Here is a 26,305-nt window from a genome sequence, read left to right as displayed (position 1 = left end):
TTGACTTCCATATGTTTCCACAATAAGGAGAAAACTCATAACCAAGGGGTGTTTGAACTGATATGAGTCTGTTAACCAAGCTGTTCGGTACCTCCTCTCAGCGGGAGTTAAAGTCTATCTATCCCATTGCGGACAAGGTAGACGCCCTGGAGGAAGAATATAAGGCCCTCACCGACGCCCAGCTCCAGGCTAAGACGCCGGAGTTTAAGCAGCGTCTGCAAAATGGCGAGACCCTGGACGATATTCTCCCCGAGGCCTTCGCCGCCTGCCGGGAGGCCGCCTGGCGTGTGCTGGGGATGCGTCCCTACCGGGTGCAGGTGGTGGGCGGCATCGTCCTTCACCAGGGCCGGATCGCCGAGATGAAAACCGGCGAAGGTAAGACCCTGGTGGCCACCCTCCCCGCCTACCTCAATGCTCTGGCAGGCAAGGGCGTGCACATCGTCACCGTCAACGACTACCTGGCCAAACGTGACTCGGAGTGGATGGGCAAGGTCTACCGCTTTATGGGCCTGACTGTCGGCCTGGTCATCCACGGCGTCATGGGCCCGGCCAAGAAGGCCGCCTACGCCGCCGATATCACCTACGGCACCAACAACGAGTTCGGCTTTGACTACCTGCGGGACAACATGGCCATTTACTCTCAGGAGCTGGTTCAGCGGGGCCACGCCTTTGCCATCGTAGACGAGGTGGACTCCATCCTCATCGACGAGGCCCGTACCCCTCTGATCATCTCCGGCCAGGGCGAAAAGTCCACCCAGCTCTATACCCTGGTGGACCAGTTTGTCTCCCGCCTCACCTGTCAGCGCATCGCCAAGGTGGACGACAAGGAAGAGGAGGATGTGGATATCGACGCCGACTATATTGTCGACGAGAAGGCCCGCACCGCCACCCTCACCGCCCGGGGTATCAAGAAGGCCGAGCAGGCCTTCAACATTGAAAACCTGGCCGATCCGGAAAACACCACCCTCTCCCACCACATCAACCAGGCCATCAAGGCTCGGGGGGTGATGAAGCGGGACATTGACTATGTGGTGAAGGATGGACAGGTCATCATTGTGGACGAGTTTACCGGACGTCTCATGTTCGGCCGGCGCTACAATGAGGGCCTCCACCAGGCCATTGAGGCTAAGGAGCACGTGGAGGTGGCCAACGAGTCCAAGACTCTGGCGACCATCACCTTCCAGAACTACTTCCGCCTTTACGACAAGCTCTCCGGCATGACCGGTACCGCCATGACCGAGCAGGAGGAGTTCGGCACCATCTACGAGCTGGATATCGTGGAGATTCCCACCAACAAGCCTTTGGCCCGTATCGACGACCCCGATGTGGTGTATAAAAACGTCCCCGGCAAGCTGCGGGCTATTGTTAAGCAAATCGAGGAGTGCCACGCCAAGGGCCAGCCTGTTCTGGTGGGTACCGTATCCATCGAGAAGTCGGAGGAGCTGTCTGAGATCCTCAAGCGCAAGGGCATCCGCCACAACGTGCTGAACGCCAAGAACCACGAGAAGGAAGCGGAGATCGTGGCCCAGGCCGGCAAGTTCGGCGCTGTCACCGTGGCCACCAACATGGCCGGCCGTGGTACCGACATCATGCTGGGCGGTAACGCCGAGTTCTTGGCCAAAGCCGACCTGCGCAAGGCTGGCCTGAGCGACGAGCTCATTGCCGAGGCCACCGGCTTTGCCGAGACGGACAACCAGGACATTCTCAACGCCCGCAAAATGTTCACCGAGGCAGAGGCCAAGTACAAGGACGAGATCCGGGAGGAGGCCGACAAGGTCCGTGCCGTGGGCGGCCTGTTCATCCTGGGCACGGAGCGCCATGAGTCCCGCCGGATCGACAATCAGCTCCGCGGCCGCGCCGGCCGTCAGGGCGACCCCGGTGAGACCCGCTTCTTCCTCTCCTTGGAGGACGACATCATGCGCCTGTTCGGCTCTGAGCGGGTCATGGGCATGATGGAAAAGCTGGGTGTGGATGAGGACACCCCCATCGACGCCAAGATGCTCTCCGGCGCCATTGAAAACGCCCAGAAGCAGGTGGAGTCCCGGAACTTCCAAACCCGTAAAAACGTGCTGCAATACGACGACGTGATGAACACCCAGCGTGAGGTCATCTACAAGCAGCGCCGCCAGGTTCTGGACGGAGAGGACTTGCAAAACTCCATTCAGACCATGCTCCACACCATGGTGGAAAACGCCATTCACGGCCACATGGGAGAGCAGAAGCACATGGACGCTGAGTCTTTCCGGGAGGCTGTGGCCCCCTTCCGTGCCATGTTCCTGGCTCCCGGCGAGCTCACCCTCACCGATGAGGAGCTGCAGCAGTATGACGCAGAGGCCCTGGTGGACCTGGTCAGCGAGAAGGCCAAAGCTGTTTACGCCAAGAAGGAAGAGGAGATCGGCTCTCCCCTGATGCGGGAACTGGAGCGGGTCATTATGCTTCGGGTGGTAGACGAATACTGGATGGACCAGATCGACGCCATGAACGACCTCAAGCAGGGCATTGGCCTGCGTGGCTACGCCCAGACCGACCCGGTGGTGGCCTACAAAAAAGAAGGCTACGAGATGTTTGAGAACATGATCGCCGCCATCCAGGAGGAGACCCTGCGCCGCCTATTCCTGGTCCGTCTGCGTCGCAATGAGGAGGTCAAGCGGGAGCGTGTGGCTAAGGTCACCGCCGAGTCCTCCGGCGGCGACGGAAGCGTGAAAAAGCAGCCGGTCAAGCGCGTGGTTAAGATCGGCCGCAACGACCCCTGCCCCTGCGGTTCTGGTTTGAAGTGGAAAAAGTGCACCTGCAAGGAGTATCACCCTGACCAGCAATAACAAACAAAACAGCCGGCCCGGAACCAGTTAGGTTCCGGGCCGGCTTGATTTATACCCTAGTTTCTGTCACCGGCTGGTCAGGGCCCCTCCCACTCCAGGGATCAGGCCCAGCAGCCATGCAAAGGGGGCAGACAGGGCAAACAGGATCAGGGCGAAGAAGGGTATCCCTACCACAGGAGACATACCCCACAGGGAAATGCCCAGCTTCTGGGCGATCAGAAGCCACAGAGGGTGGATCAGATAAATTCCAAAGGCGTAGCCTCCCAAGGCGTTGACTGCACTGCGGCGGGAGCGCTCCTCGCTGATACCCAGCACATAGCGAAACAGGGTGCAGAAGGCAGCGGCGGTAAGCACCACATTGGGCGAGGTATACGCCCGCCACAGCTCTGCCCCGCCACCCAGCAGTCGGTCACCTGCCAGAGTAAGCACCAGCCCCAGAACCCCCAGAATATATATGGCAAATTCCGACACCCGGCTGATGACATAGTGGCGTAAGTACCACCCGCCCACATAGCACCCTACCCAGCCCAGCACCAGATGGACCTGGAGCCTCTGCAGGAGCTCTCCCAAGAAATTTTCAGGGAAAAAGGTGGACCACACAGGCAGCAGGTTGGCAAAGACAAAGCACAAACCCAGGAAGTACCCCGCCTCTCCCCGGCTGGCCGTGGAGGTAAACCGGCGAAGCACCGGATGGACCAGATACAGACCTATCAGGGGGTAGAGTACCCAGAGGTGAGCATAGGTATTCCCACGGGCGGCCGATACCAAGGCCCCCCATATTCCTCCCCAGCTCAGGGCACCGCCGCCCAGCAGATGGGCAGCTACAGCATACACCGCCCCCCAGAACACCAAAGCTCCGAAGGCGGGCAGGGCCAGGCCGCTCAGGGCAGGCAAAGTCCCCGTTTTGACCTCCTCCAGGGCTGTCATCCCCCACAGCATAAACAGGGCCGGAATCGCCCACAGGGTGAGGCCTTCATAGACCTGTAGCACCTGATTTCCCTGCCCCAGCTGCTCCATTCCCGCCCGGGACAGGAGTAAAATAATGGCGCACAGCACGGTGAAGGCCCGGAAAAATCCGGGCCATCCCACATTTCGATCTCCCTTGGCCATTACTTCTTCTCCGGCACAATTTCAATCCAGTAGCCATCGGGGTCCGAGATAAAATAAATGCCCATTGCCGGGTTTTCAAAGCAGACACAGCCCATGGCCTTGTGCTTCTCATACATGGCCTGATACTGGTCGGTGACAAAGGCCAGGTGGAACTCACATTCCCCCAAATTGTAGGGCTGCTCCCGGTCCCGCAGCCAGGTCAGCTCCAGCTGGAAGGGGCTACCCGCCTCATCCCCCAGATAGACCAGCTTAAACGAACCATCCTCGGCGTTTTTCTCCCGCACAGGGGATAAATTCAGCGCCTCTTTATAAAAGGCCAGGCTCTTCTCCAAATTGAGCACGTTAAAGTTAAAATGATTAAAGGTTGTCATCTTGTTAAGCTCCTTTCCGGTTTTCCTTGTTATTTTGCTTTTTTGTCAATCCACTCTGTTTTGAATTTGGAATATACAATCTTTTGCTCGCTGTACAGTCCGTAATAGCCGGACAGCATATAGGACACTCCACAGCACAGGGCATACAGAGGCAGCCCCCCTCCCCCAAACAGCTCAAAGGCCAGCATCAACGAGGAAAGCAGACAGTTGGTGGCCCCGCAAAACACCGCTGCCATCCCCAGCGCTCCGGAAAAGGAGTGAGGCAGCCCCAGCAGCGGGCCCACCAGGGTTCCAAAGGCACAGCCGGTAAACAGCACCGGCACAATTTCTCCTCCCCGGAATCCCGCCCCCAGGGTCAAGGCTGTAAACAGAATTTTCAGCAAAAATGCCTCCGGGATGGTCTCTCCCGCCAACATACGCCGGATGACCGCATCTCCCGCTCCATTATAGTCCTGATTACCCACAGCCACGGTGAGCGCTAGAACCAGCAGCGCACCCACTGTCACCCGCAGCAGTGTTCCCGGGAAATACTTTTGGTACAGATGAGGGGCGGCATGCATCACCTTACAAAATAGAATGGACACCAGGGCACACAGCAGTCCCAAAGCCGCCGTTTGAACCATGGATACAGGCGAGAGCTCCGCCACCTGTGTGATATCATACCCGTCCTCCATATGGAGTCCGCACAGCTTGGCCAGTTGAAAGGACACCAGCGCCGCCGTGACGCAGGGCACCATGGCCGCATAGTACATCACGCCCACACTGACCACCTCCATGGCGAAGATGGCCGCCGTCAGCGGGGTACCAAACAGGGCCGAGAAGGCCGCCGCCATACCGCACATCACCATCATCCGGCTGTCCTTGGCATCCAGCCGGATCTTACGTCCCACAAAAGCCGCCAGAGAACCGCCCAGCTGCAGCGCAGCCCCTTCCCGTCCGGCCGAGCCGCCCACCAGGTGGGTGATGATGGTGGACAAAAAAATCAGGGGTGCCGTTCGCAGTTTGAGGGGCTCCGCCTCCCGTACCGCCACCAATACCAGGTTGGTTCCACGGTCCCGCTCCATTCCACAGATGCGGTAGAGCAGCACGATGGACACTCCCCCAGCCGGCAGCAGCCACACCACTCGGGGATATTCCCCCCGCAGCTCAGCCGCCCAATCAATACCATAGTGAAAGGCAATGGCCACCGCCCCCACCAGTAATCCGATACTACAGGCATAAAGAACCCATTTCAGAAAGATTAAGCCCTCCTGAACATGGGTGTGCATTTGCTCCCGCTCCATCAGCTGCCTCACACTTTGTCTCTCCCCTGTTAGGCGCCGCCACGCCCCTTCATTTCAGACGGAGTCATTATAGCATATCCCCTTTCAATTTGCACCTGTCTTTTTCCCCTTCCGCAAACCAAAAGCAAAAAAGCGGCCCTTTCCACGCTTCTCCACTCACCCGTTTCCCTCCCCCTCTCCCTGCGGCCCCTTGCACATCAGGGAGTTTTATGCTATGATGCATACTGTATTAGTGTTATGAAACGCTCAGAAATACTAAGGGGGAATTTCCGTGTCTGGGGACCATTTATGGCCCATACTGTTCGGTATCAGCCTGCTGTGTAACATAGTTCTGCTTCTGCGCCGTCCACTGCTCCAGCTGCTCCACCGCAGAGACCGGGTGTCGGAGGACAACATCATGGCAATGGTGGAAGAGGGCGAGGAGTCGGGCACCATTCAGAGCAACGAGAAGGAGCTGATTGAAAACGTATTTGAATTTGACACCATGACCGCCCGGGATGTCATGGTTCACCGCACCGATATGGTCACCCTGGCTGTGGATGAGGAAGACGACGCCATTGTGGAGACCATTCGTCAGTCGGGCCTGTCCCGCTTCCCGGTGTATCAGGACGACGTAGACGATGTAATTGGAATTTTATCCACCAGAGAGTATCTACTTAATTTCCGCCTACCCAATCCCCGTCCCATCAAGGAACTACTTCGTCCGGCCTATTTTGTCCCGGAGACTGTCCCCGCCGATGTTCTCTTCCGAGACATGCAGGGAAAAAAGATCCACATGGCCCTGGTGGTGGACGAATACGGCGGCACCAGTGGCCTGGTCACTCTGGAAGACCTGCTGGAGGAACTGGTGGGCAACATTTACGATGAATTTGATCCCCAGGAGGAGCAGGACATCATTGCTCTGGAGGACAACAAGTGGCGGGTGTCCGGCTCCGCTGATTTGGAGGAGCTGGCCGCTACGGTGGGCATTGAGCTGCCGGAGGATGAGGAGTTGGACTATGACACTCTGGGCGGCTTGGTATTCTCCCAGCTACCCGTCATTCCAGAGGATGGCAGCCGCCCCGTTGTAGAGGCCCTTGGGCTGCGGATTCGGGTGGAAGAGCTGTGCGACCGCCGGGTGGAATGGGCTCTGGTGGAAAAGCTGACCTCGGAAGAAGCGGATCTTTCCCCCCACACAGACGCACTGTCGGAAAAGAATAACCGGACTGTCCAATGACAGTCCGGTTTTTTTCATCCCTCCAGCACACGCCCATCGGAGGACAGGGTGACTACCCGCCAGGGAATGAACTTCCCACTACTCTTCAGGGCCGTGACCGCTGCATGCTCCAGCCCGCCGCAGCAGGGCACCTCCATGCGCACCACCGTCAGGCTCTTAATCTCATTCTGCCGCAAAATCTCAGTGAGCTTTTCGCTGTAATCTACCCCATCCAGCTTGGGACAGCCAATCAGTGTCACCTTGCCTGCCATAAATTCCTGGTGGAAGTTGCCGTAGGCATAGGCGGAGCAATCCGCCGCCACCAGCAGATGGGCTCCCTTAAAATAGGGGGCTTGGAGGGGGACCAGCTTCATTTGTACCGGCCACTGCCGCAGTTGGGAAGAAACGGGGGCCTGGACCGGTGTGGAGACAGGCTCCTGCCGCAGCTGTCTGGCCTGGCTGCCCGGGCAGCAGGGAGCAGCCTCGGCCCCCTTTTTTTGCTGATTGGTCAGGACCGCCGCCTGGTCATAGGCCGCCGCCTCCCGTTCTACAAAGGTAATTGCCCCGGTGGGACAGGCGGGCAGACAATCCCCCAGGCCGTCACAGTAGTCGTCCCGGAGGAGCCTGGCCTTCCCATCCACCATCCCAATGGCCCCCTCATGGCAGGCCTGGGCACACAGACCACAGCCATCACATTTCTCCTGATCGATTTCAATGATTCTGCGAATCATATTCTTCCCGCCTTTCTCTTGGTTTATGGGCCCAGTATACCACAGGTTTTTTCCCGTGTATGTTGTTATACCAACAAAAGTGGGCCGCTCTTTGTAAAAGAGCGGCCCGCTTTGTGGTAAAAACGGAACTTCTTACTTCAGGTTGAAGAAGGCCTTCATGCCGGGGTACTCGGCGATGTCGCCCAGCTCCTCCTCGATGCGGAGCAGCTGGTTGTACTTGGCCACGCGGTCAGTCCGGCTGGGAGCACCGGTCTTGATCTGGCCAGCGTTCAGAGCCACAGCGATGTCGGCGATGGTGGCGTCCTCGGTCTCGCCGGAGCGGTGGGACACGATGGCGGTGTAGCCGGCCCGGTTGGCCATCTGGATGGCGTCCAGGGTCTCGGTCAGGGTGCCGATCTGGTTGACCTTGATCAAAATGGCGTTGCCCACCTTCTTCTCAATGCCAGTGGCCAGACGCTCCACGTTGGTGACAAACAGGTCATCGCCCACCAGCTGGACGCGGTCGCCGATGGCCTTGGTCAGCATAGCCCAGCCTTCCCAGTCGGTCTCGGCCATGCCGTCCTCCAGGGAGATGATGGGGTAGGTGTCGGCGAACTTCTTCCACATATTCACCAGCTGCTGCTGGGTCAGCTTCTTGCCGGACTTGGGCTGGATATAGCACTTCTGCTCCTCGTCCCACCACTCGGAAGAAGCGGCATCGATGGCGATCTTGAAGTCCTCGCCGGGCTTGTAGCCAGCTTTCTCGATGGCAGCCACGATGACCTTCAGGGCGTCCTCGTCCTTCTTCAGGTTGGGAGCGTAGCCGCCCTCATCGCCCACGCCGGCAGCGGGGGTGCCATTCTCCTTCAGGACGGTCTTCAGGGTGTGGAAGACCTCGGCGCAGCGGCGCAGAGCCTCACGGAAGGAGGGAGCGGAGACAGGCATGATCATGAACTCCTGAATCTCCACGTTGTTGGTGGCATGAGCGCCGCCGTTGAGGATGTTCATCATGGGAACGGGCAACTGCTTGGCGTTCACACCGCCGATATAGTTGTACAGAGAGGTGCCCAGGGACTCAGCAGCAGCCTTGGCGCAGGCCAGGGAGGCACCCAGAATGGCGTTGGCGCCCAGACGGCTCTTGTTGGGGGTGCCGTCCAGATCAATGAGCATCTTGTCGATGGCCACCTGGTCCAGAACGTTGGTGCCGATGAGGGCCTCAGCGATCTCGGTGTTCACGTTCTTCACAGCGTTCTCTACGCCCTTGCCCATATAGCGGCTCTTGTCGCCGTCCCGCAGCTCACAGGCCTCATAGATGCCGGTGGAAGCGCCGGAGGGAACAGCGGCACGACCCATGGTGCCGTCTTCCAGGTAAACCTCTACCTCTACGGTAGGATTGCCGCGGCTGTCCAGAATTTCACGGCCCACGACGTCAACAATCTCGATCATCTGCTTCATAGGAATCAATCTCCTTTCATTTGTGGCGGCAGGACGCCTCCCGCCGCAGGGACAATATGGTCCGCGCAGAGGGGCCTGAGGCCCCATTGCGCCAGAACGCGGCATTTAGTTGAGGATCAGAGTCTCCCCGTCCATCTCGGCGGGCTTCTCCAGACCCATCAGGTCCAGCATGGTGGGAGCGATGTCCGCCAGGCGGCCATCCCGCAGCTTCACGCTGGCACCCACGATATAGAAGGGAACCAGATTGGTGGTATGGGCGGTAAAGGGCTCCCCATCGGCGTCCACCATGTGCTCGGCGTTGCCGTGGTCGGCGGTGATCAGACTGATGCCACCCATCTTGGAGGTGGCCTCCACCACCTTGCCCACACACTCGTCCACCGTGGCCACGGCCTTACAGGCCGCCTCATACACACCGGTATGGCCTACCATGTCACAGTTGGCAAAGTTCAGGATAATCACATCATAAGCACCGCTGAGGATTCGCTTGACCGCCTCCTCAGTAACCTGATAGGCAGACATCTCCGGCTGCAGGTCATAGGTAGCTACCTTGGGGGAGGCGATGAGGCACCGGTCCTCCCCGGGGAAGACCTGCTCCACGCCGCCGTTGAAGAAGAAGGTCACATGGGCGTACTTCTCCGTCTCCGCAATGCGCAGCTGGGTGAGCCCCAGCTTGGAGATATACTCGCCAAAGATGTTCTCCAGCTTCTGACGGGGATAGGCAACCGTGACATTGGGCATGGTGGCATCATATTCGGTGGTGCACACGAAGAACACCGGCACAAAGCCCGTCTTGCGCTGGATGTCCTTCATGTCCTCGTCCACCAGGCAGCGGGTGATCTCCCGGGCCCGGTCGGGACGGAAGTTGAAGAAAATCACCGAGTCGTTGTCCTGCACCTGAACGTCCTTCAGGCAGACCACCGGCTCCATGAACTCGTCTGTGACTCCGGCGTCGTAGGACTTCTGAACCGCCTGGGCCGCGTCGGCCTCATAGGGGGCCTGGCCGCAGACAATGGCGTCGTAGGCTCGCTGGACCCGGTCCCAACGCTTATCCCGGTCCATGGCGTAGTACCGGCCCATGACGGTGGCGATCTGTCCGATGCCCAGCTGCTGCATCTTAGCCTGGAGCTGCTCCACAAAGTGCTTGCCAGAGGAGGGGGGCACATCACGGCCGTCCAAGAAGCAGTGGACGTAGACCTTTTTGATTCCCTGGTCCTGGGCCATTTTCAGCAGGGCAAACAGGTGGGTGATATGGCTGTGGACGCCGCCATCCGACAGCAGGCCCATCAGGTGCAGGGCGCTGCCCCACTCCCGGCAGTTGGACATGGCGTCTAGATAGGCGCTGTTCTGGAAAAAGGCCCCGGTGTCGATATCCCGGCTGATATGGGGCAGGTCCTGGAACACCACCCGGCCGGCACCGATATTGGTGTGTCCCACCTCGCTGTTGCCCATCTGGCCCTCCGGCAGGCCCACATCCAGTCCGGAGGCGGACAGCCGGCATCCAGGGCAGTCGGCAAAGATTTTATCCAGGTTGGGCGTGGGCGTATTGGCCACTGCGTTGCCCTTAGAGGGCCCCTCCAGGCCAAAGCCATCCATAATAATCAATGTGGTAGGTGTTTTCATAAGAAACCTTTCTTACATACACAAAATTTGAATGTCTGACTGATACGCCTGCGCGCTTCTTACTCCTGGTTGGCAGCGTTGATGATCTGCACAAAGTCAGCGGGCTTCAAGCTGGCGCCACCGATCAGGCCACCGTCCACGTCAGGCTGAGCCAGCAGCTCGGCGGCGTTCTTGGCATTCATAGAACCGCCGTACTGGATGGTGACGGAACGGGCCACATGAGCACCGTAGAGCTTACGGATCACGGTGCGGATGCCCTGGCAAACCTCGCCGGCCTGCTCAGCAGTAGCGGTCTTGCCGGTGCCGATGGCCCACAGGGGCTCATAGGCGATGACCACATGGCGCATCTTCTCCGCAGGCACATTGGCCAGAGCGCACTTGACCTGGTAGGCAATCAGCTCCATGGTCACCCCCAGCTCCCGCTGCTCCAAGCTCTCGCCCACGCAGATGATGGGGATCAGACCGGCGTTAATGGCGGCATGGACCTTCTTGTTGACGGTAAAGTCGGTCTCATTGTAATACTGGCGGCGCTCGGAATGGCCGATGATCACATACTTGGCTCCGGCATCCTTGATCATCTCCGCAGTGATCTCACCGGTGTAAGCGCCGTGGTCCTCATAGTGGCAGGTCTCCGCGCCAATGGCGATGTGGCAATCCTTAAACAGCCGGACAGCAGCCTGGATATTGGTGGCGGGCACACACAGCACCACGCTGCACCACTTGCCCTTGGGCATGATGGGCTTGATCTCCTCAGCAAAGGCCTTGGTCTGAGTGAGGGTGTTGTTCATCTTCCAGTTTCCAGCGATGATGGTTTTACGGTAACGACGGTTCATTTGGTGATCTCTCCCTAAATTATTTATAATACATGGATCCGTTGCGCTCCCATCTTTCCAGATGAGAAAGGGATTTGTGCGATCGATTATTTATCCAGCAGGCAAGCCACACCAGGTAGCTCCTTGCCTTCCATAAACTCCAGAGAGGCGCCGCCACCAGTGGAGATATGGGTCATCTTATCGGCATAGCCCAGCTGCTGCACCGCAGCTGCGCTGTCGCCGCCGCCGATGATGGTGATGGCGCTGGTCTTGCTCAGGGCCTCAGCCACCGCCTCGGTGCCCTTGGCAAAGGCGGGGAACTCAAACACGCCCATGGGGCCGTTCCAAATCACGGTGCCAGCATCTGCCACAGCATCACAGTACAGCTTGATGGTGGCCGGACCGATATCCAGGCCCTGCCAGCCGTCGGGAATCTCTCCGGCGGCGACCACCTGGCTCTTGGCATCAGGAGCAAAGGCATCTGCGCAGACGGTATCCACCGGGAGCAACAGCTTTACCCCCTTCTCCTGGGCCTTCTTCACCATATCGTTGGCGTACTCCTCCCAGTCGGCCTCCAGCAGGCTGTCGCCCACCTTGCCACCCTGAGCGGCGGAGAAGGTATAGGCCATGCCGCCGCCGATGATGATGGTGTCGGCAATCTCCAGCAGGTTGTTGATCACGCCGATCTTGGAGGACACCTTGGAGCCGCCCAAAATAGCCACCAGAGGACGCTTGGGGTTGGCCAGAGCACCGCCGATGACCTCCAGCTCCTTCTGAATCAGGAAGCCGGACACAGCGGGCAGATAATCGGCTACGCCAGCCGTAGAGGCATGGGCACGGTGCACCGCGCCGAAGGCGTCAGACACATACAGGTCGGCCATGGAAGCCATGGCCTTGGCCAGCTCGGGATCGTTCTTGGTCTCCCCCTTCTCAAAGCGGGTGTTCTCCAGCAGCATGATCTGGCCGGGCTGAAGGGCGGCAGCCTTCGCTTGGGCGTCAGGTCCCACCACATCCTCGGCCATAATGACCTCCTTGCCCAGCAACTGGGCCAAACGAACCGCCACCGGCTTGAGAGACAGCTCCGGCTTCACCTCGCCCTTGGGCTTACCCATGTGAGAGCAGGCAATCACCGCAGCTCCCTGATCCAGCAGATACTGAATCGTGGGCAGTGCGGCACGAATGCGCTTATCATCGGTGATGACTCCGCTGCCATCCTTCGCCATGGGCACGTTGAAGTCGCAGCGCAGTAGCACCTTCTTGCCCTTGACATCCATATCCTTGACGGTCTTCTTGTTGTAATTCATTGCTATAGACTCCTTTCTTCAGTTGCATGTGGAAAGGGAATGCAGTTTCATTTGCTGCTTCAGGGCTCGTCCCCCATCTCTCCTACCCCTGACAGCTCGGGGAAGCCTTGCTGGCGCAGAGCTTCATAAGCAAGAATCGCCACCGAATTGGCCAAATTCAAGCTTCTGGCATCCGGCCGCATGGGGATTCGAATGCATCTTTCGCGATGGGCCTGGCGCAGCCATTCCGGTAATCCCGCCGTCTCCTTGCCGAACATCAGCCAGCAGTCCGGACGAAACTCCGCCTGACTGTAGTCCCGCGGGGCTTTCGTGGTGGCAAGCCACAGATCCGGGTTGGGATTGACCGAAAAGAAGTGGTCCAGATTCTCGTACACCTTTAAATCCACCATCGGCCAATAATCAAGCCCAGCCCGCTTGACCGCCTTATCGCTGATATCAAAGCCCAACGGCTTGACCAGATGCAGCCGGCTGCGGGTCGCCGCACAGGTTCGGGCAATGTTGCCGGTATTCATCGGGATCTCCGGCTCTACCAATACAATATTCAGCACCTTTGGCCCTCCTTATTCGCGCGGCTATCATTGTATTCCAATTTCAGAAGAATTTCAACTGTAAAATGGTCGAAAAATTGCAAAAAAATCAAGATTCAGCCCATTTCAATCACCTGAGGTCTGTTTTTTCGTCACTTCTAACATCTAGTTCCCGTTTAATTTACTATCTTTTGGCATTGCAACCAGCTTAATTGGTTTTTCCTTCTCCCAAGTGTCTATTTAGTTTTATTTTTTCAGACCTCTTTCTTGTTTTTCCCCTCTCTTCTTCGGTGTTTCTTATCCTTCGTGGCAAAAATCTAACGGTTGTTGTCTTCCTTTTCCTTCTTCTGCATGGTATAATATGCACAATCACCAAAAAACGTCCCTTTTATTTCCTATTAGAAAGGAGCGTCCCTATGAAACTCACTTGGAATGGACATTCCTGCTTTACCATCACCACCAACCAGGGCTCCGCTGTACTGGACCCTTATTTGGACGGCTCAGTCCCCGGACTCTCTCCTCTCACCCTCACCGCAGACGCTGTTTTTTGCAGCCATGACCACAAAGATCACGCAGCTCGACAGGTTGTTTCCCTCACCGGCCAATCCTTTGAGGCCCAGGTGGAGACCCTCTCTACCTTTCATGACGACCAGCAAGGTGCCCTTCGCGGCCCCAACCGGATCCACATTCTCTCTGCCGAGGGGATGCGTGTGGCCCATTTGGGCGATTTGGGCTGCCTGCCCACCCCGGAACAGTTAGACCGCCTTCAAAACCTGGACGCCCTTCTCATCCCGGTAGGCGGGTACTATACCATTGACACCCAGCAGGCTCAGGCGCTGATCCAGACCCTCCATCCCAGAGTTGTCATCCCCATGCATTACCGCAGTTCCTCCTTTGGTTATGATGTACTGACCACAGTGGATGATTTTCTTTCGCTGCGAGGCGATGTGGTTCGGTACTCCTCCAACACCATGGAGCTGACTTCACAAACACCTAGTCAAACAGCCGTACTGACCTACCAGCCTTGATCCCGGCAGGTCAGTACAACACCAACAACGATATCAGGAGGTCCTCTCTCATGTCCCATACAGTGGAAATTCTGTCCGTGGGAACCGAACTGCTTCTGGGAAACATCGCAAACACCGATGCTCAAATGCTCTCCCAGGGACTTAGTGAACTCGGTCTGAACGTCTATTACCACACTGTGGTAGGCGACAACCCCCAGCGTGCCAAACAGGCCGTGGAGATCGCCAAAGGCCGGGCCGATATCATTATTACCACTGGAGGTCTTGGGCCCACTTGCGACGATTTGACGAAAAATGTCCTGGCCGAGGCTTTTGGCAAAAAATTAGTCTATGACGAACCGTCCGCTCAGCGCATAAAGAGCTACTTCACCCGCACTGGACGTCCCATGACCGAGAACAATCTCCAGCAAGCCATGCTTCCAGAGGGCTGCACGGTGCTGTCCAACGACTGGGGCTCCGCACCTGGCTGCGCGTTCTTTGCCGACGGCGTGCATGTCATCATGCTACCCGGGCCCCCCAGTGAGTGCCGTCCCATGTTCCGCTACCGGGCTGTTCCCTATCTACAAAGCCTGTCGGAAGGGGTTATCGCTTCCCACACACTGAAGCTGTTTGGCATTGGCGAGTCCTCTATGGAGGCTCAGCTGCGGGACCAAATGAATGCAATGTCCAACCCCACCCTGGCCCCCTACGCCAAGGAAGGGGAGTGCGAACTGCGCGTCACGGCAAAAGCCCCCACTGATGAGGAGGCTCAAGCCCTCCTTCAGCCCACCGTGACCCAGCTCAAGGCTCTGTTTGGCTCCAAAATTTATGGAGTTGATGTCTCTTCTCTAGAGGAGGTAGTGGAACAGCTTCTGAAAGACCAAGGCCTTACCCTCGGCGTGGCAGAAAGCTGCACCGGCGGCCTAATGGCCAAGCGGCTCACCGATGTTCCCGGCTCTTCTCAGGTCTTCCGGGGTGGGGTCGTATCCTACACAAACGAAGTTAAAGCCCGTGTGCTTGGTGTCCCCCAAGAACTGCTGGATCAGTTCGGAGCAGTTTCCGCTCCCGTCGCCCAAGCGATGGCCGAGGGAGCCCGCAAGCTACTCCAGTGTGACATCGCGCTCTCTTCCACTGGAGTAGCCGGGCCGGACCGTGATGACCGCGGAAACGAAGTCGGCACCATGTTTGTGGCCATTGCGACCCCCAAGGGCAGCTATGTGCGCGCACTTAACTTGGGGAATCGCCCCGTCCGTGCCCGGCTGCGCACTCAAACTGCTCACCACGCCTTTGATTTGGCTCGGCGGTATTTATCTGGACTGCCATATGAAAACTAATTTTCTCCACACTTTTTTGCCCGCTTTCTTTTTGCTGCGTCCGAAGCCCCTTCGGGCGCACCATTTTCAGGAAAAAAATTTTTTAACCCTTGATTTCTGTCCCGTTCTCTGGTATGCTTAATCTCGTTTCATCGCCCGTTTTTGTTTTGTTTGTATTCGAGTTTTCTACGCCGACTCGGCTATAGACTTACAAGAGTACCTCATTTCATATGCAGCGGTATCGAAGTGGTCATAACGGGGCTGACTCGAAATCAGTTTGGGAGCAATCCCACGAGGGTTCGAATCCCTCCCGCTGCGCCATTTTCTAAGAAAAGCCGCCCAAAAGGGCGGCTTTTCTGCTTTCAAAGGAGACACAGCTATGATTCGAGACATCTGCTATTACTCCCGTCACCACGGGAACACCCGGAAAGTTTTACAGTCCATGAATGATACGGGCGATATTGATCTAATTGACGTGACCGCCTCCCAGGCCGTGCGTCTGGGGGACTATGACTGCATTGGCTTCGCCTCCGGCATCTATTATGGAAAATTTCACAATGGAGTTCTCCATTTTGCCCAGCAACACCTGCCACAGGGAAAACCGGTGTTTTTTGTCTATACCTATGGAGGAGCAAAAGGAGGTGGCGCAAAGGCAATGGAAGAGATTGCACAAGCAAAGGGCTGTCCCGTGTTGGGGGAGTTCTCCTGCAAGGGTTATGACACCTTCGGCCCCTTCCGGCTGGTGGGAGGCATTGCCAAGGGACACCCAAATCCGCGAGATCTGGAAAAGGCCCGTACATTTTACCGGGAACTGGAAAACCGAAACCATTGCATCTGAAAAACGACTCTTTATGGCAGAATCCGACTGTAACGGGAGGTACTCCATGAAACTTGCCATTCTCTCTGACACCCACGGCCTTCTTCGTCCGGAGGTTGTGGAATATCTTAAAACTGCCGACGCTATTCTCCACGGCGGTGACATCAACCGCCCGGCTATTGTGGAGGAGCTGAAGCAATATGCCCCCCTCTACATTGTCCGGGGCAACAACGATAAGGAGTGGGCGGAGGCAATTCCCCATCACCTTACCTTCACCCTGGAGGGCGTAACCTTTGCCATGGTCCATAACAAAAAGGAGCTGCCCGTAGACCTTACTGGCGTAAAGGTAGTAGTCTTCGGCCACTCCCACAGGTACGTGCAGGAGGAAAAAGGCGGCATTCTTTGGCTCAACCCTGGCTCCTGCGGTCCCAGACGGTTTCACCAGGAGATTACCATGATGATGGCAGAGATCACAGAAGGGACACTCCAAGTGGAGAAAGTCACCATCCCCCACGAGGTGAAGTGATGGAACTGGGACTGACCTTTCCCCTGCAGCGATTCCAAAAGATGAAAACACCGGCCTATGGCACGCAGCCAGACCGGCGTTTCTGCTGGGACCTTCATGTGATTGACCTGCATGGGCGCAAAAGTCTGCTGGCCGTCCACTGCCACAGCCGTTACACCTTCGTCCGCTACGATGTGTCGCCCCTCCAATGGACTGATCTCCCCGGGCTGTTCCGGGAGGGGCTCTGGGCGAGCCTCACCTCTGCCGGGTTTGCCTCGGAACAAGTGGAAGGCTATCTCCGGCAGGCAGGGGACATGGAACTGACCCGCACCCACGGCCGCCGGGAAGTGGCCTTTCTCAATCGGGCATGGGAGGATGTGCTGGCACTGGATCTGTGCATGGACCCATCCAGCCAGGTCCAGCCTCTGCTGGACCACGCCGTCAATACCCGTCCCTGCCGATGCGCAGGCTTTGAAGGACTTGGGATGGGGCTGGACCGGATAGCCGAAACATTAAATGGTGGAGCGGCAACTGCCCCTGATCCACACCCCTGACTCCCCCCGCTCCAAGGCCAACCCTTTACATTCTTTTCCGCAATGCAGTCCGTCCCCGGAGGAATTGTCCGGAAAACGGGCGAAAGTGACTGCTTTCCTTGGTAGATTTTTCCCAACCCAGGCGGTATACTGACCTACAGAAATTTGCCAATCAGGAGGAACTAGTCATGAGTTTGGGAAGCAGCCTATACCACGCCCGCAAAAAAAGCGGCCTATCTCAGGAAAGTGTGGCCGAAAAGCTGGGAGTCAGCCGCCAAACCATCTCCAAATGGGAGACCAACGAGACACTGCCAGACATTCGTCAGTCCAAGGGGCTGGCGATGCTCTACCACATGACCCTGGACGAACTGATTGAGTACGACTTTGATGAGCAGCAGGCCCAGCAGATGATCGAAAGCGTCAGTGATGAGGCTCAGGCCCGAATCGACTGGAACAAGGTGTGGAGCAAGAAGTATCCGGTGCTGGCCTCCTACCACAAAACGGTTCGGATCAGCGACTATGCCCCTGCCCTACAGGAAATGCTCACCCAGCTTCGGGTGGATTATGGCTACAATAACACCGACGCCCTGCTGGTCCTCAAAGATATGTTAGCCCGGGTCTGGAAGGGGCAGTTGTGACATCCCCAGGATACATGCCAGCTCCATCAAATCTTTTTCACAATAAAATCCCCCTATGCTGCGTTGAAAAGTAACAACAGCACAGGGGGATTTTTTCCTTCTTTGGCCGCCTGCAAGTAACAGGTATTTTCTCAATGTCTGTTTCCGGGCTTCTCTCCAATGATATGCGGTGTCCGATCAAAGAGGACCAGGTAGACTATCATATCATGGGAGCGGAGAAACTCTTCGATGGTGTCCGTCGCCACCTTCATGGCCTGGTCCTTGGGGTAGCCATACGCCCCGGCGGAAATCAGCGGAAAGGCCACTGTCTCACACCCGTTGGCCAAGGCCACTTCCAAGGAGGAGCGATAAGCGGAAACCAGCAGGTCCCGCTCCCCATGGCTGCCACCCCGCCAGATGGGACCGACGGTGTGGATCACGAACTTGGCAGGCAGGCGATACCCCTTTGTTATCTTGGCCTGTCCGGTTCTGCAGCCGCCCAAGGTGCGGCACTCCTTCAGCAAATCCGGCCCGGCAGCGCGGTGGATGGCGCCATCCACACCTCCGCCTCCAAGCAAACTCTCGTTGGCAGCATTGACGATGGCATCTACTTTCATCGTAGTAATGTCATTTTTTACGATGGAAAGGGGCATGGGGGACACCTCCTGAACGAAATATTAAAAATTCACGAAACAATTCAGACCCATATGGAAAACGGCACTGCTCTTCACAATGCCGTTTCGTTGGGATTCAAAACTCAAAACGTGATGGTGCGGCTGGGCTCCGTGAAGGAGGAAAATGTAGCAGTGGCCTGGGTCAGAGCAAAAATCATGGTGTTGCCATCTCCAGGTGTATAGGTGGCCCGGAGATTGGGATAGTCATTCAACATGTGCTCCTGGGCCTCCACTTCGGGGACCTCCACGGCCTTGGCCGTCACCCGCAGCCAGTGCTGTCCATCAAAGGCACAGACCTCTACCTTAGGATTTGCAAGCATTTGCTGTGCTACGTCCTTTTTCCGGCCAGTCTGGATGGTGAGCTGTCCTTTATAGCAATCGATGGTTCCGAAGGGGCGCACCCGGGGCTGATCTCCATCCATGGTGGCCAGGTAATAGGTTTTACAGGTTTTCAAAAATTGATACACTTCTTCCACGGGATATCCCTCCTTGTATTTTTCTCTATTTTATACCTGTCGCTCCATAGCGTCAAGATTTTGGAGCAGAGCTTCGATACTGAACGAGCAAGAACTTTTCGCCCCATTCTCTGTTATGGAATGGCCGTCTTATTCAGCAGTTATTGATATTTTTTCCTCGCATTGCCATCTGTGTGTTTTGTGTGATAAAATTTGGAACAGGGAAGCCTGCACGATCATCCACTGAATAACTGGTCCGAACATATTGCGGCAAGAAAATTCCCAGCTTTGTGAGGAGGCACCATGAAATGAACCTTTACAAAATTACCTTCAGCCCCACTGGCGGCACCCAGAGGGCAGCAGATCGATTGGTTGAGGGACTGGGTGGCGAATGCACTGCCATAGACCTGACAGACAGCAGATTTCAATTCTCTTCCCTTGCATTTACCCCGGAGGATATAGCAGTGATTGCCGTTCCCTCTTATGGCGGCCGAGTTCCAGCCCCGGCCATACAGCGTCTGGGCACCATGAACGGCAAGGGCGCTCGGGCTATCCTGGTATGTGTATACGGCAACCGGGCCTATGAGGATACCTTGGCCGAGCTAGAGGACACCGCTGTTCTGGCCGGATTTCATGTTATCGCCGCAGTGGCCGCTCTGGCTGAGCATTCCATCATCCGGCGGTATGCGGCTGGCCGCCCTGACGTGGAGGATGAGAAGCAGCTGCAAACCTTCGCCCAAAAAATCCAGGAAAAGCTGGCTGCTGGAGATGAAACGAAGCCCAATATTCCAGGCAACCGTCCCTATAAAAAGTACGGCGGCGTAGGTATGGTGCCCAAGCCCACCAAAGACTGCACCAGCTGCGGTCTGTGTGCTCAGAAGTGCCCCGTACAGGCCATTGACTTGGCTGATCCCAGACAAACGGACAAGGAGACCTGTATCTCCTGCATGCGCTGTGTATCCATCTGTCCCCAGTCGGCCCGAAAAGTTAGCTCTGTGATGTTAACAGCTGCTGAGCTAGCCCTGAAAAAAGTCTGTTCCGACCGAAAAGAAGGAGAGCTTTTCCTCTAAGAAGAACTTGAAAGCCGGAGGCCATTGTGGCCTCCGGCTTTTTGTTATAGAACCTGCTGTACCTTCTCCTCATGGTACAGCGCCAGATGCTCCTGTAGACACTCCAACAGCAGCTCCGCCGCCCGGGAAAATAGCTGAGACTTTTTCCATACCAGGTACATTCCCAGCTTAAATTCCGGTCGAAGCGGACGGAAGCACAATTCACTGCCGGTGGTGTTCACCAGCTTGTCCAGAGTAAAGGCGTAGCCCATCCCCTCGTCCACCATCAAAGACGCATTATAGATCAGATTATAGGTGGCCACTGTGTGAAGCTCTGATGGCTCCCGCCGCAACCAGCGGTACAATCCACTCTTGTTATCCACCTGCCGCGAGAGAATCAACGGCTTGTCCCACAGGTCCTGGGGAGTGACCGAATCCTGCTGGGCTAAAGGGCTGTCCCGCCGCATCAGTACGCCCCAGGTGTCTTTCATCGGCAGTTCCACATAGTGATACTTGGTTTTATCAATGTCTCCCAGCAGAACACCAAAATCCAACAAACCCTTATCCAAGCGCTCGCACACATCCACCGCGTCCCCGCTGACAATATGAAAATGGATACCGGGGTAGCGCTGCTGAAGCCGGTTGGCCGCCCGAACGATCTGCCGTACCCCATCCGTCTCACCGGTCCCAATGTAAATGTCCCCGCTGACGGCATCGTCTGAACGCATCACCTCTTGTTCCGTCCGGTCCACCAGCTCTAAAATCTCCTCTGCCCGTCTGCGCAGCAGCATGCCGTCCTCAGTAAGGGTCACTTTCCGGCTGCCCCGAATCATCAGCTGCTTCCCCAGCTCCTCCTCCAGCTCCCGCAGCTGCCGGGAGAGCGTGGGCTGGGTGAGGTGCAGGGAGTGAGCCGCCGCCGAGATATTCTGCTCCCGGGCTACCGCCAGGAAATATTGCAGCACGCGCAGCTCCATTGCTCTCACCTCCGTAACACCTCGATCATAGCACAAAGTAACTATAGTTTTCAAGCATAATAAACTATTCTATATAGGTATTTGTTATCTAATTTTTGGGGTGATAAAATGAAGAAAACAATTTGACAGCAGGAGTACAACATGGATTTAGAAGGATTTTTAGAACATCTGAACGGTGGGGAAACCGTGCTGGGAGGCAGTCCGGTCCACTTGTTTATGCACACGGTCAGTCAGGAGGCCCTGCGCCTTACCGCTGAGATCAACGGCAGCTATCATGAGCCGGAACAGCTGCGTTCCCTCTTTTCCCAGCTAATCGGCAAACCGGTGGACGACAGCTTCGCCCTATTCCCTCCCTTTTATACTGACTGCGGAAAGAACATTCACATTGGGAAACGGGTCTTTATCAATATGGGCTGCAAGTTCCAGGACCAGGGCGGCATTTACATTGGAGACGGCACCCTCATCGGCCACAATGTGGTGCTGGCTACCCTAAATCATGCCAAATCACCAAGTGAGCGCAGCAGTATGATCCCCGCCCCCATCCACATTGGCAAAGACGTCTGGATCGGCTCTAACGCCACCGTCCTGCCCGGAGTGACCATCGGCGATGGGGCCATTATAGCGGCCGGGGCAGTGGTAACCAAGAATGTGCCGGAACGCACCATTGTAGGCGGGGTACCTGCCACTGTCATACGAACCATTGAGGAGGAACAATCATGAGCAAAAAAGTTTTGGTGATCTCCACCAGTCCCCGGAAAGGTGGCAACTCCGACGCCCTAGCGGACCAATTTATCCGCGGTGCCCAAGAGGCAGGAAACCAGGTGGAAAAAGTTAGCTTGTACGAGAAAACCATCGGCTTTTGCCGGGGATGCCTCACCTGTCAGAGCACCCAGCACTGTGTGATCCAGGACGACGCAAACACCATTGTCCAGACCATGCTGTCCGCCGATGTAATTGTCTGGGCCACCCCTATCTATTACTATGGGATGTGCGGCCAGATGAAAACCATGCTGGACCGCTCCAACCCTTTGTTCTCCGCTGATTATCAGTTCCGGGACATTTACCTGCTGGCCGCGGCGGCGGAAAATGAGAAGCACACCGTACAGGGGGCGGTCACCGGCCTGCAGGGCTGGATCGACTGTTTTGAGCGGGCCCGCCTGGCTGGAACCGTTTTTGCCGGAGGGGTGACCTCCGTGGGAGAAATCCAGGGACATTCTGCGTTAACACAGGCCTATCAGATGGGCAAACATGTTTAAGGAGGATTGGGTATATGCATTCCAAATACAATGGGTATTCCTTCCCCCTGCGGGACGCCGTGCAGCGTAAGTCGGTACGCTTCCACAACCGCTACGGCATCGAGCTGGCGGGGGATCTGTACCTGCCCAAAGACGCCGCCCAGCCTCTGCCTGCCGTGGCAGTGGCCGGTCCCTTTGGTGCCGTAAAGGAACAATGCGCTGGGCTCTACGCAGAGGAGCTAGCCAGCCGGGGCTTTGCCGCCCTGGCCTTTGACCCCTCCTTTCTTGGTGAGAGCGGAGGCCAGGTGCGAAATGTGGCCTCTCCGGACATCAACACCGAGGATTTTTCCGCCGCGGTAGACTATCTCTCCACCTGTGGCGTGGCAAATCCAGAGCAAATCGGCATCCTGGGCATCTGCGGCTGGGGCGGCATGGCCCTCAACGCCGCCGCAATGGACACCCGAATCAAGGCGACGGTGACCTCCACCATGTATGATATGACCCGGGTAAATGCCAAGGGCTACTTCGATTCCGCCGACAGCGCTGACGCCCGGTATGAGACCAAGCAGGCGCTGAACGCCCAGCGGACGGTAGATTACCAGTCCGGTACCTATGCCCGGGCAGGCGGTGTGGTAGATCCCCTGCCGGAGGATGCGCCGTTTTTTGTGAAGGACTACTATGACTACTACAAAACACAGCGTGGCTACACCGAGCGCTCCCTCAACTCCAACGAGGGCTGGAACACGACCTCCTCCCTGTCCTTTCTCAACATGCCCATTCTGCACTACAGCAATGAGATCCGCAGTGCTGTGCTGATGATCCACGGGGAAAAGGCCCACTCCTGCTACTTCAGCCGGGATGCCTTTGCGCACATGGTGGCAGGCAGCCCCTACGCCGGCAACAAAGAACTGCTGATCATTCCCGGCGCGGTCCACACCGATCTCTATGACCGGAAAGAAATCATCCCCTTCGACAAAATCCAGCAGTTTTTTCAAGAACAATTTAAGTAACACAGACACAAAAGGAGAGCTGCGATGACCAGAATACTCTATCTGCTTCTCGCCGCCCTGGGGCTCTCCGCCTGCGGTACCGGCGAGACTTCCGACGTCCCCACCTCTCCCCAGCCCCAGTCGTCTGTCTCCCAGCCGGAAAACGGCCACCTGACAGAGGGTAATACATCCACTCCGGAGGAACCTATGCTGAAAATCACTGTAGGTGAATATGAACTGCTGGCCACTTTTGAGGACAATCCTTCTGCCCAGGAGTTCCAACAGCTGCTCGCCCAAGGGCCGGTGACCATTGAGATGGAGGACTACGGTGGCTTTGAAAAGGTCGGACCTCTGGGCACCACGCTGACCAGAAGTGATGCCTCCATCACCACACAGCCCGGAGATGTAATTCTCTATCAGGGTAATGGAGGGCAAATGTGTGCTGTTCAAGGCCTTTGGCGATGTAGATGCCATCCCCCTGTGCATTCGCAGCAAGGACCCGGACGCCATCGTGGAGACGGTTCGCCTGCTGGCCGGCAGCTTTGGCGGCGTCAATCTGGAGGATATCTCCGCTCCCCGCTGCTTTGAGATCGAGCGGCGGCTGAAGGAGTGCTGCGACATCCCCATTTTCCACGACGACCAGCACGGCACCGCCGTGGTCACGCTGGCCGGTCTGCTCAACGCCCTGAAATGCGTCCACAAGCGCCTGGAGGACTGCTCGGCAGTGGTGGCAGGCGCGGGGGCGGCGGGCAGCGCCATTGTTAAGCTGTTGCTCTCCACCGGGCTGCGGGAGGTCATCCTCTGCGACCGGAAGGGCGCCATCTGCGCGGGGACACCTGGTCTGACCCCGGCCAAGGAGGAGATGGCCCGCATTACAAATCCCCACCAGAAAACAGGCACCTTGGCCCAGGTTTTGGAGGGAGCCGATATTTTCATCGGTGTGTCCGGGCCGGGGACCCTCACCCAGGAGATGGTGAGCCGCATGGCAAAAGACCCCATCGTCTTTGCCTGTGCCAATCCTACACCGGAAATTTTCCCCGATGAGGCATTGGCCGCCGGAGCGGCGGTGGTGGCCACCGGCCGCAGCGATTATCCCAACCAGATCAACAACGTGCTGGCCTTCCCCGGCATCTTCCGGGGTGCCTTGGATGTGCGGGCCCGGGATATCAACGACGAGATGAAGCTGGCTGCCGCCCAGGCACTGGCCGACCTGGTCTCCCCGGACGAACTCAGTCCCACCTATATCCTGCCCGCCCCCTTTGATCCCAGAATCAAGGACGCCGTCTCTCAGGCGGTGGCCCAGGCCGCCCGCCGCAGCGGTGTGGCCCGGCTGGCAGAATAAGACCGGGACATCAGACCTCTCAAATAAAATATGAGCCAGGGAGCGCTGCTCCCTGGCTCGTTTTTTGTTTTACAATGTACTTATGAATTGGGCCAATTGGTCAGGCAGAGATTTAAATCCACCCGGCCATCAATGCCATCCACAGACCCATTGCTGCTGTACTGCCACATATTGAAAAAGTATTGGAATGAGGTGGGCTGCCAGCCGGTGGTATAGTGGGCCAGCCAGAAGGCATAATCCGTTAGCTCTGACAGATGCAGGTCCTTTCCCACCTTAGAGGGACTGCCATAGGTCATGGGAGTGTAAGCCGCCTCCTCCACAACGGTACAAAACGCCTTGGCACAAGCTGTCACCACAGTTCCCGTAGTATCCTTGGTCCGGGAGGAGTCGGAATCGACTCGCTCCCAGTCAAAGACAACCGGGTATGTAATGTCATAGTCCTCGATCCACTCCAGAGTTTGAAGGGCCTCTTCCCGGGCCTCTGACACCGTAGTGGCCTGGGAAAAGAAATAAATTCCCACCTGTAGCCCCGCATCCAACGCCCCGTTGATGTTTGCTTCAAAATATGCGTCCTGATAAATATTGCCCGCGGTATAGCCCCGGTAGCCCACCCGGATCATGGCAAACTCCACACCGGAAGCCGCTACCCTTTCCCAGTCAATCTCCCCCTGGTGGGCAGATACATCCACCCCGATATGGCTGGCCGCATCCCCCTGGTAGGTCAAAAACCCGTTTTCAACCACAAAGGCCTCCGGGTCATAGGGGTTATGGGCAAGAGGATTGGAGGGCTGCTCCTCCTGTTCTTCCTGTTCTTCCTCCTCCGGCTCCTCTTCCTCTTCCAGGCCGGACTCCGGATCCTCCGCTGCGGCCCACTGACAATACCGGGTCAGGATAACCGCTGTCTCCGCCCGAGTAGCCTGTCCTTGCGGATCAAAAAAATTCCCCAGCTTGCCGCTGACCAGTCCATTGTCCCCGGCCCATCTGACTGCCTGAACCGCCCAGGAGGAAATCATATCCTGATCGTTAAATTCCAATTCCCCGCCGGCCTGTTCGCTTCCGGCAAAGCGCCACAGCATTGTGACCAACTGCTCCCGGGTCACCAGATCATTGGGTCCGAACTGAGTCTGGCTGTAGCCATCTGCAATTCCCTCTGCCCGCGCCCAGTACACACCATCCCGGTACCATGCATCGGGCTGCACATCCAAAAAGGTCTCTTCCCCGGTCTCTTCCCAGCTAGGGGAGCCCGCTGCCCGATACAGCACCGTCACCAGCATCCCCCGTGTCATGGCCATATCTGGGGAAAAGGTGTCCTCCCCAGTCCCGCTCATGAGACCGTTTTCCCATACATAGGCAACCGCTTCTTCAAACCAAGAGCCAACTGGCACATCCCGAAAGGTACCCTCCACCTCGGCTGCATATGCCTTTGTGCCCCCCAGCGCTATAATTAACATAATACTTGTTAATATTTGAAGTAACTCCGTTTTCCGTTTCATGGTGCTCCTTTCTATCCCTGCGGCTTTTGGTGTTGTCCTGCGCTTCACGGGGGCGGTGGTACGTTCTTCTAATGAGAATGAGGCTCCCTACTCTCCCTT

24 protein-coding genes, 1 tRNA gene and 3 pseudogenes are annotated in these 26,305 nt (G+C 56.9%); 15 read left to right on the top strand and 13 right to left on the bottom strand.

Translation table 11 applies throughout. From position 1 onward, the window contains the following. Window positions 1–62 precede the first annotated feature (62 nt). Window positions 63–2,819: a preprotein translocase subunit SecA gene (gene secA, locus B5E43_RS00865; RefSeq protein WP_087392857.1), complete on the top strand. Its 2,757-nt coding sequence runs from the start codon at window positions 63–65 to the stop codon at window positions 2,817–2,819. A 66-nt stretch (window positions 2,820–2,885) separates the two neighbouring features. Here secA and B5E43_RS00860 read toward each other — a convergent pair whose 3' ends face one another. From B5E43_RS00860 to B5E43_RS00850, 3 genes are read right to left on the bottom strand one after another with little or no spacing between them, the layout of a single operon-like run. Next, window positions 2,886–3,929: an acyltransferase family protein gene (locus tag B5E43_RS00860; protein ID WP_087392856.1), complete on the bottom strand. Its 1,044-nt coding sequence runs from the start codon at window positions 3,927–3,929 to the stop codon at window positions 2,886–2,888. Then, on the bottom strand, window positions 3,929–4,300 hold the full coding sequence (locus B5E43_RS00855) for a VOC family protein (protein ID WP_087392855.1): 372 nt from the start codon (window positions 4,298–4,300) through the stop codon (window positions 3,929–3,931). Before B5E43_RS00855 ends, B5E43_RS00860 begins: the two co-directional genes overlap by 1 nt. Before the next feature lie 29 nt (window positions 4,301–4,329). Further along, the gene (locus tag B5E43_RS00850) at window positions 4,330–5,595 is read right to left on the bottom strand and encodes a chloride channel protein (RefSeq protein WP_242964653.1); all 1,266 of its coding nucleotides are present in this window, start codon (window positions 5,593–5,595) and stop codon (window positions 4,330–4,332) included. 259 nt (window positions 5,596–5,854) lie between these two features. Here B5E43_RS00850 and B5E43_RS00845 point away from each other — a divergent pair, with 259 nt between their 5' ends. Next, window positions 5,855–6,799 (top strand): hemolysin family protein, encoded by a 945-nt coding sequence (locus B5E43_RS00845; RefSeq protein WP_242964652.1) that lies wholly within the window; start codon window positions 5,855–5,857, stop codon window positions 6,797–6,799. 14 nt (window positions 6,800–6,813) lie between these two features. Here the strand turns inward: B5E43_RS00845 and B5E43_RS00840 are convergent, their stop codons facing one another. The 6 genes from B5E43_RS00840 to B5E43_RS00815 form a co-directional block, all read right to left on the bottom strand. Further along, the gene (locus B5E43_RS00840; RefSeq protein WP_087392854.1) at window positions 6,814–7,509 is read right to left on the bottom strand and encodes a 4Fe-4S binding protein; all 696 of its coding nucleotides are present in this window, start codon (window positions 7,507–7,509) and stop codon (window positions 6,814–6,816) included. Window positions 7,510–7,641: 132 nt separating this feature from the next. Beyond that, complete coding sequence (eno, locus tag B5E43_RS00835; RefSeq protein ID WP_087392853.1) at window positions 7,642–8,943, bottom strand: phosphopyruvate hydratase; 1,302 nt, start codon at window positions 8,941–8,943, stop codon at window positions 7,642–7,644. A gap of 105 nt (window positions 8,944–9,048) precedes the next feature. After that, window positions 9,049–10,563 (bottom strand): 2,3-bisphosphoglycerate-independent phosphoglycerate mutase, encoded by a 1,515-nt coding sequence (gene gpmI, locus B5E43_RS00830; protein ID WP_087392852.1) that lies wholly within the window; start codon window positions 10,561–10,563, stop codon window positions 9,049–9,051. 59 nt (window positions 10,564–10,622) lie between these two features. Next, window positions 10,623–11,396, bottom strand: a complete 774-nt coding sequence (tpiA, locus tag B5E43_RS00825; protein ID WP_087392851.1) for a triose-phosphate isomerase — start codon at window positions 11,394–11,396, stop codon at window positions 10,623–10,625. Between the two features lie 86 nt (window positions 11,397–11,482). After that, a complete protein-coding gene (locus B5E43_RS00820; protein WP_087392850.1) occupies window positions 11,483–12,679 on the bottom strand; it encodes a phosphoglycerate kinase in 1,197 nt (398 codons plus the stop codon). A gap of 59 nt (window positions 12,680–12,738) precedes the next feature. Continuing rightward, the gene (locus tag B5E43_RS00815) at window positions 12,739–13,227 is read right to left on the bottom strand and encodes a tRNA (cytidine(34)-2'-O)-methyltransferase (protein WP_087392849.1); all 489 of its coding nucleotides are present in this window, start codon (window positions 13,225–13,227) and stop codon (window positions 12,739–12,741) included. A 395-nt stretch (window positions 13,228–13,622) separates the two neighbouring features. On the opposite strand from B5E43_RS00815, the gene B5E43_RS00810 reads away from it, so the two are divergent. The 7 genes from B5E43_RS00810 (at window position 13,623) to B5E43_RS00780 (ending at window position 18,016) form a co-directional block, all read left to right on the top strand. Continuing rightward, window positions 13,623–14,234: an MBL fold metallo-hydrolase gene (locus B5E43_RS00810; protein WP_087392848.1), complete on the top strand. Its 612-nt coding sequence runs from the start codon at window positions 13,623–13,625 to the stop codon at window positions 14,232–14,234. Window positions 14,235–14,284: 50 nt separating this feature from the next. After that, window positions 14,285–15,544, top strand: a complete 1,260-nt coding sequence (locus tag B5E43_RS00805; protein ID WP_087392847.1) for a competence/damage-inducible protein A — start codon at window positions 14,285–14,287, stop codon at window positions 15,542–15,544. Between the two features lie 211 nt (window positions 15,545–15,755). Then, window positions 15,756–15,844, top strand: a tRNA-Ser gene (locus B5E43_RS00800). Between the two features lie 58 nt (window positions 15,845–15,902). Continuing rightward, the gene (locus tag B5E43_RS00795; protein ID WP_087392846.1) at window positions 15,903–16,361 is read left to right on the top strand and encodes a flavodoxin domain-containing protein; all 459 of its coding nucleotides are present in this window, start codon (window positions 15,903–15,905) and stop codon (window positions 16,359–16,361) included. Window positions 16,362–16,407: 46 nt separating this feature from the next. Beyond that, a complete protein-coding gene (locus tag B5E43_RS00790; protein WP_087392845.1) occupies window positions 16,408–16,866 on the top strand; it encodes a metallophosphoesterase family protein in 459 nt (152 codons plus the stop codon). After that, on the top strand, window positions 16,866–17,399 hold the full coding sequence (locus tag B5E43_RS00785) for a hypothetical protein (protein ID WP_087392844.1): 534 nt from the start codon (window positions 16,866–16,868) through the stop codon (window positions 17,397–17,399). Before B5E43_RS00790 ends, B5E43_RS00785 begins: the two co-directional genes overlap by 1 nt. Before the next feature lie 167 nt (window positions 17,400–17,566). After that, on the top strand, window positions 17,567–18,016 hold the full coding sequence (locus tag B5E43_RS00780) for a helix-turn-helix transcriptional regulator (RefSeq protein WP_087392843.1): 450 nt from the start codon (window positions 17,567–17,569) through the stop codon (window positions 18,014–18,016). 173 nt (window positions 18,017–18,189) lie between these two features. On the opposite strand, the pseudogene B5E43_RS00775 reads toward B5E43_RS00780, so the two are convergent. Together B5E43_RS00775 and B5E43_RS00770 are read right to left on the bottom strand one after the other, a co-directional pair. Then, window positions 18,190–18,648 (bottom strand): annotated as a pseudogene (locus tag B5E43_RS00775) (O-acetyl-ADP-ribose deacetylase); the annotation flags it as partial. A 104-nt stretch (window positions 18,649–18,752) separates the two neighbouring features. Then, window positions 18,753–19,145: a pyridoxamine 5'-phosphate oxidase family protein gene (locus B5E43_RS00770; protein ID WP_087392841.1), complete on the bottom strand. Its 393-nt coding sequence runs from the start codon at window positions 19,143–19,145 to the stop codon at window positions 18,753–18,755. Window positions 19,146–19,432: 287 nt separating this feature from the next. On the opposite strand from B5E43_RS00770, the gene B5E43_RS00765 reads away from it, so the two are divergent. Further along, complete coding sequence (locus B5E43_RS00765; RefSeq protein ID WP_087392840.1) at window positions 19,433–20,194, top strand: 4Fe-4S binding protein; 762 nt, start codon at window positions 19,433–19,435, stop codon at window positions 20,192–20,194. A 44-nt stretch (window positions 20,195–20,238) separates the two neighbouring features. Here B5E43_RS00765 and B5E43_RS00760 read toward each other — a convergent pair whose 3' ends face one another. Next, window positions 20,239–21,147 carry a LysR family transcriptional regulator gene (locus B5E43_RS00760; RefSeq protein WP_087392839.1) on the bottom strand — a complete coding sequence of 303 codons (909 nt, stop codon included), beginning with the start codon at window positions 21,145–21,147 and terminating at the stop codon, window positions 20,239–20,241. A 141-nt stretch (window positions 21,148–21,288) separates the two neighbouring features. Between B5E43_RS00760 and B5E43_RS00755 the strand changes: the two genes are divergently transcribed. From B5E43_RS00755 to B5E43_RS00740, 5 genes and pseudogenes are all read left to right on the top strand, one after another. After that, a complete protein-coding gene (locus B5E43_RS00755) occupies window positions 21,289–21,867 on the top strand; it encodes a sugar O-acetyltransferase (RefSeq protein ID WP_087392838.1) in 579 nt (192 codons plus the stop codon). Continuing rightward, window positions 21,864–22,403: a flavodoxin family protein gene (locus B5E43_RS00750; protein ID WP_087392837.1), complete on the top strand. Its 540-nt coding sequence runs from the start codon at window positions 21,864–21,866 to the stop codon at window positions 22,401–22,403. Before B5E43_RS00755 ends, B5E43_RS00750 begins: the two co-directional genes overlap by 4 nt. 14 nt (window positions 22,404–22,417) lie before the next feature. Then, window positions 22,418–23,392: an alpha/beta hydrolase gene (locus B5E43_RS00745; protein ID WP_087392836.1), complete on the top strand. Its 975-nt coding sequence runs from the start codon at window positions 22,418–22,420 to the stop codon at window positions 23,390–23,392. A gap of 24 nt (window positions 23,393–23,416) precedes the next feature. Continuing rightward, window positions 23,417–23,737 (top strand): annotated as a pseudogene (locus tag B5E43_RS15700) (cyclophilin-like fold protein); the annotation flags it as partial. Between the two features lie 55 nt (window positions 23,738–23,792). Next, window positions 23,793–24,713 (top strand): annotated as a pseudogene (locus B5E43_RS00740) (malic enzyme-like NAD(P)-binding protein); the annotation flags it as partial. Window positions 24,714–24,793: 80 nt separating this feature from the next. Here the strand turns inward: B5E43_RS00740 and B5E43_RS00735 are convergent. Beyond that, a complete protein-coding gene (locus B5E43_RS00735) occupies window positions 24,794–26,164 on the bottom strand; it encodes a GH25 family lysozyme (RefSeq protein ID WP_158098922.1) in 1,371 nt (456 codons plus the stop codon). Window positions 26,165–26,305 lie beyond the last annotated feature (141 nt).

This window comes from Flavonifractor sp. An100, assembly GCF_002161175.1.
Classification (GTDB): Bacteria; Bacillota; Clostridia; order Oscillospirales; family Oscillospiraceae; genus Lawsonibacter.
Note: the sequence above shows the minus strand (reverse complement) of the source record. Positions and strands in the feature narration are given on the sequence as shown.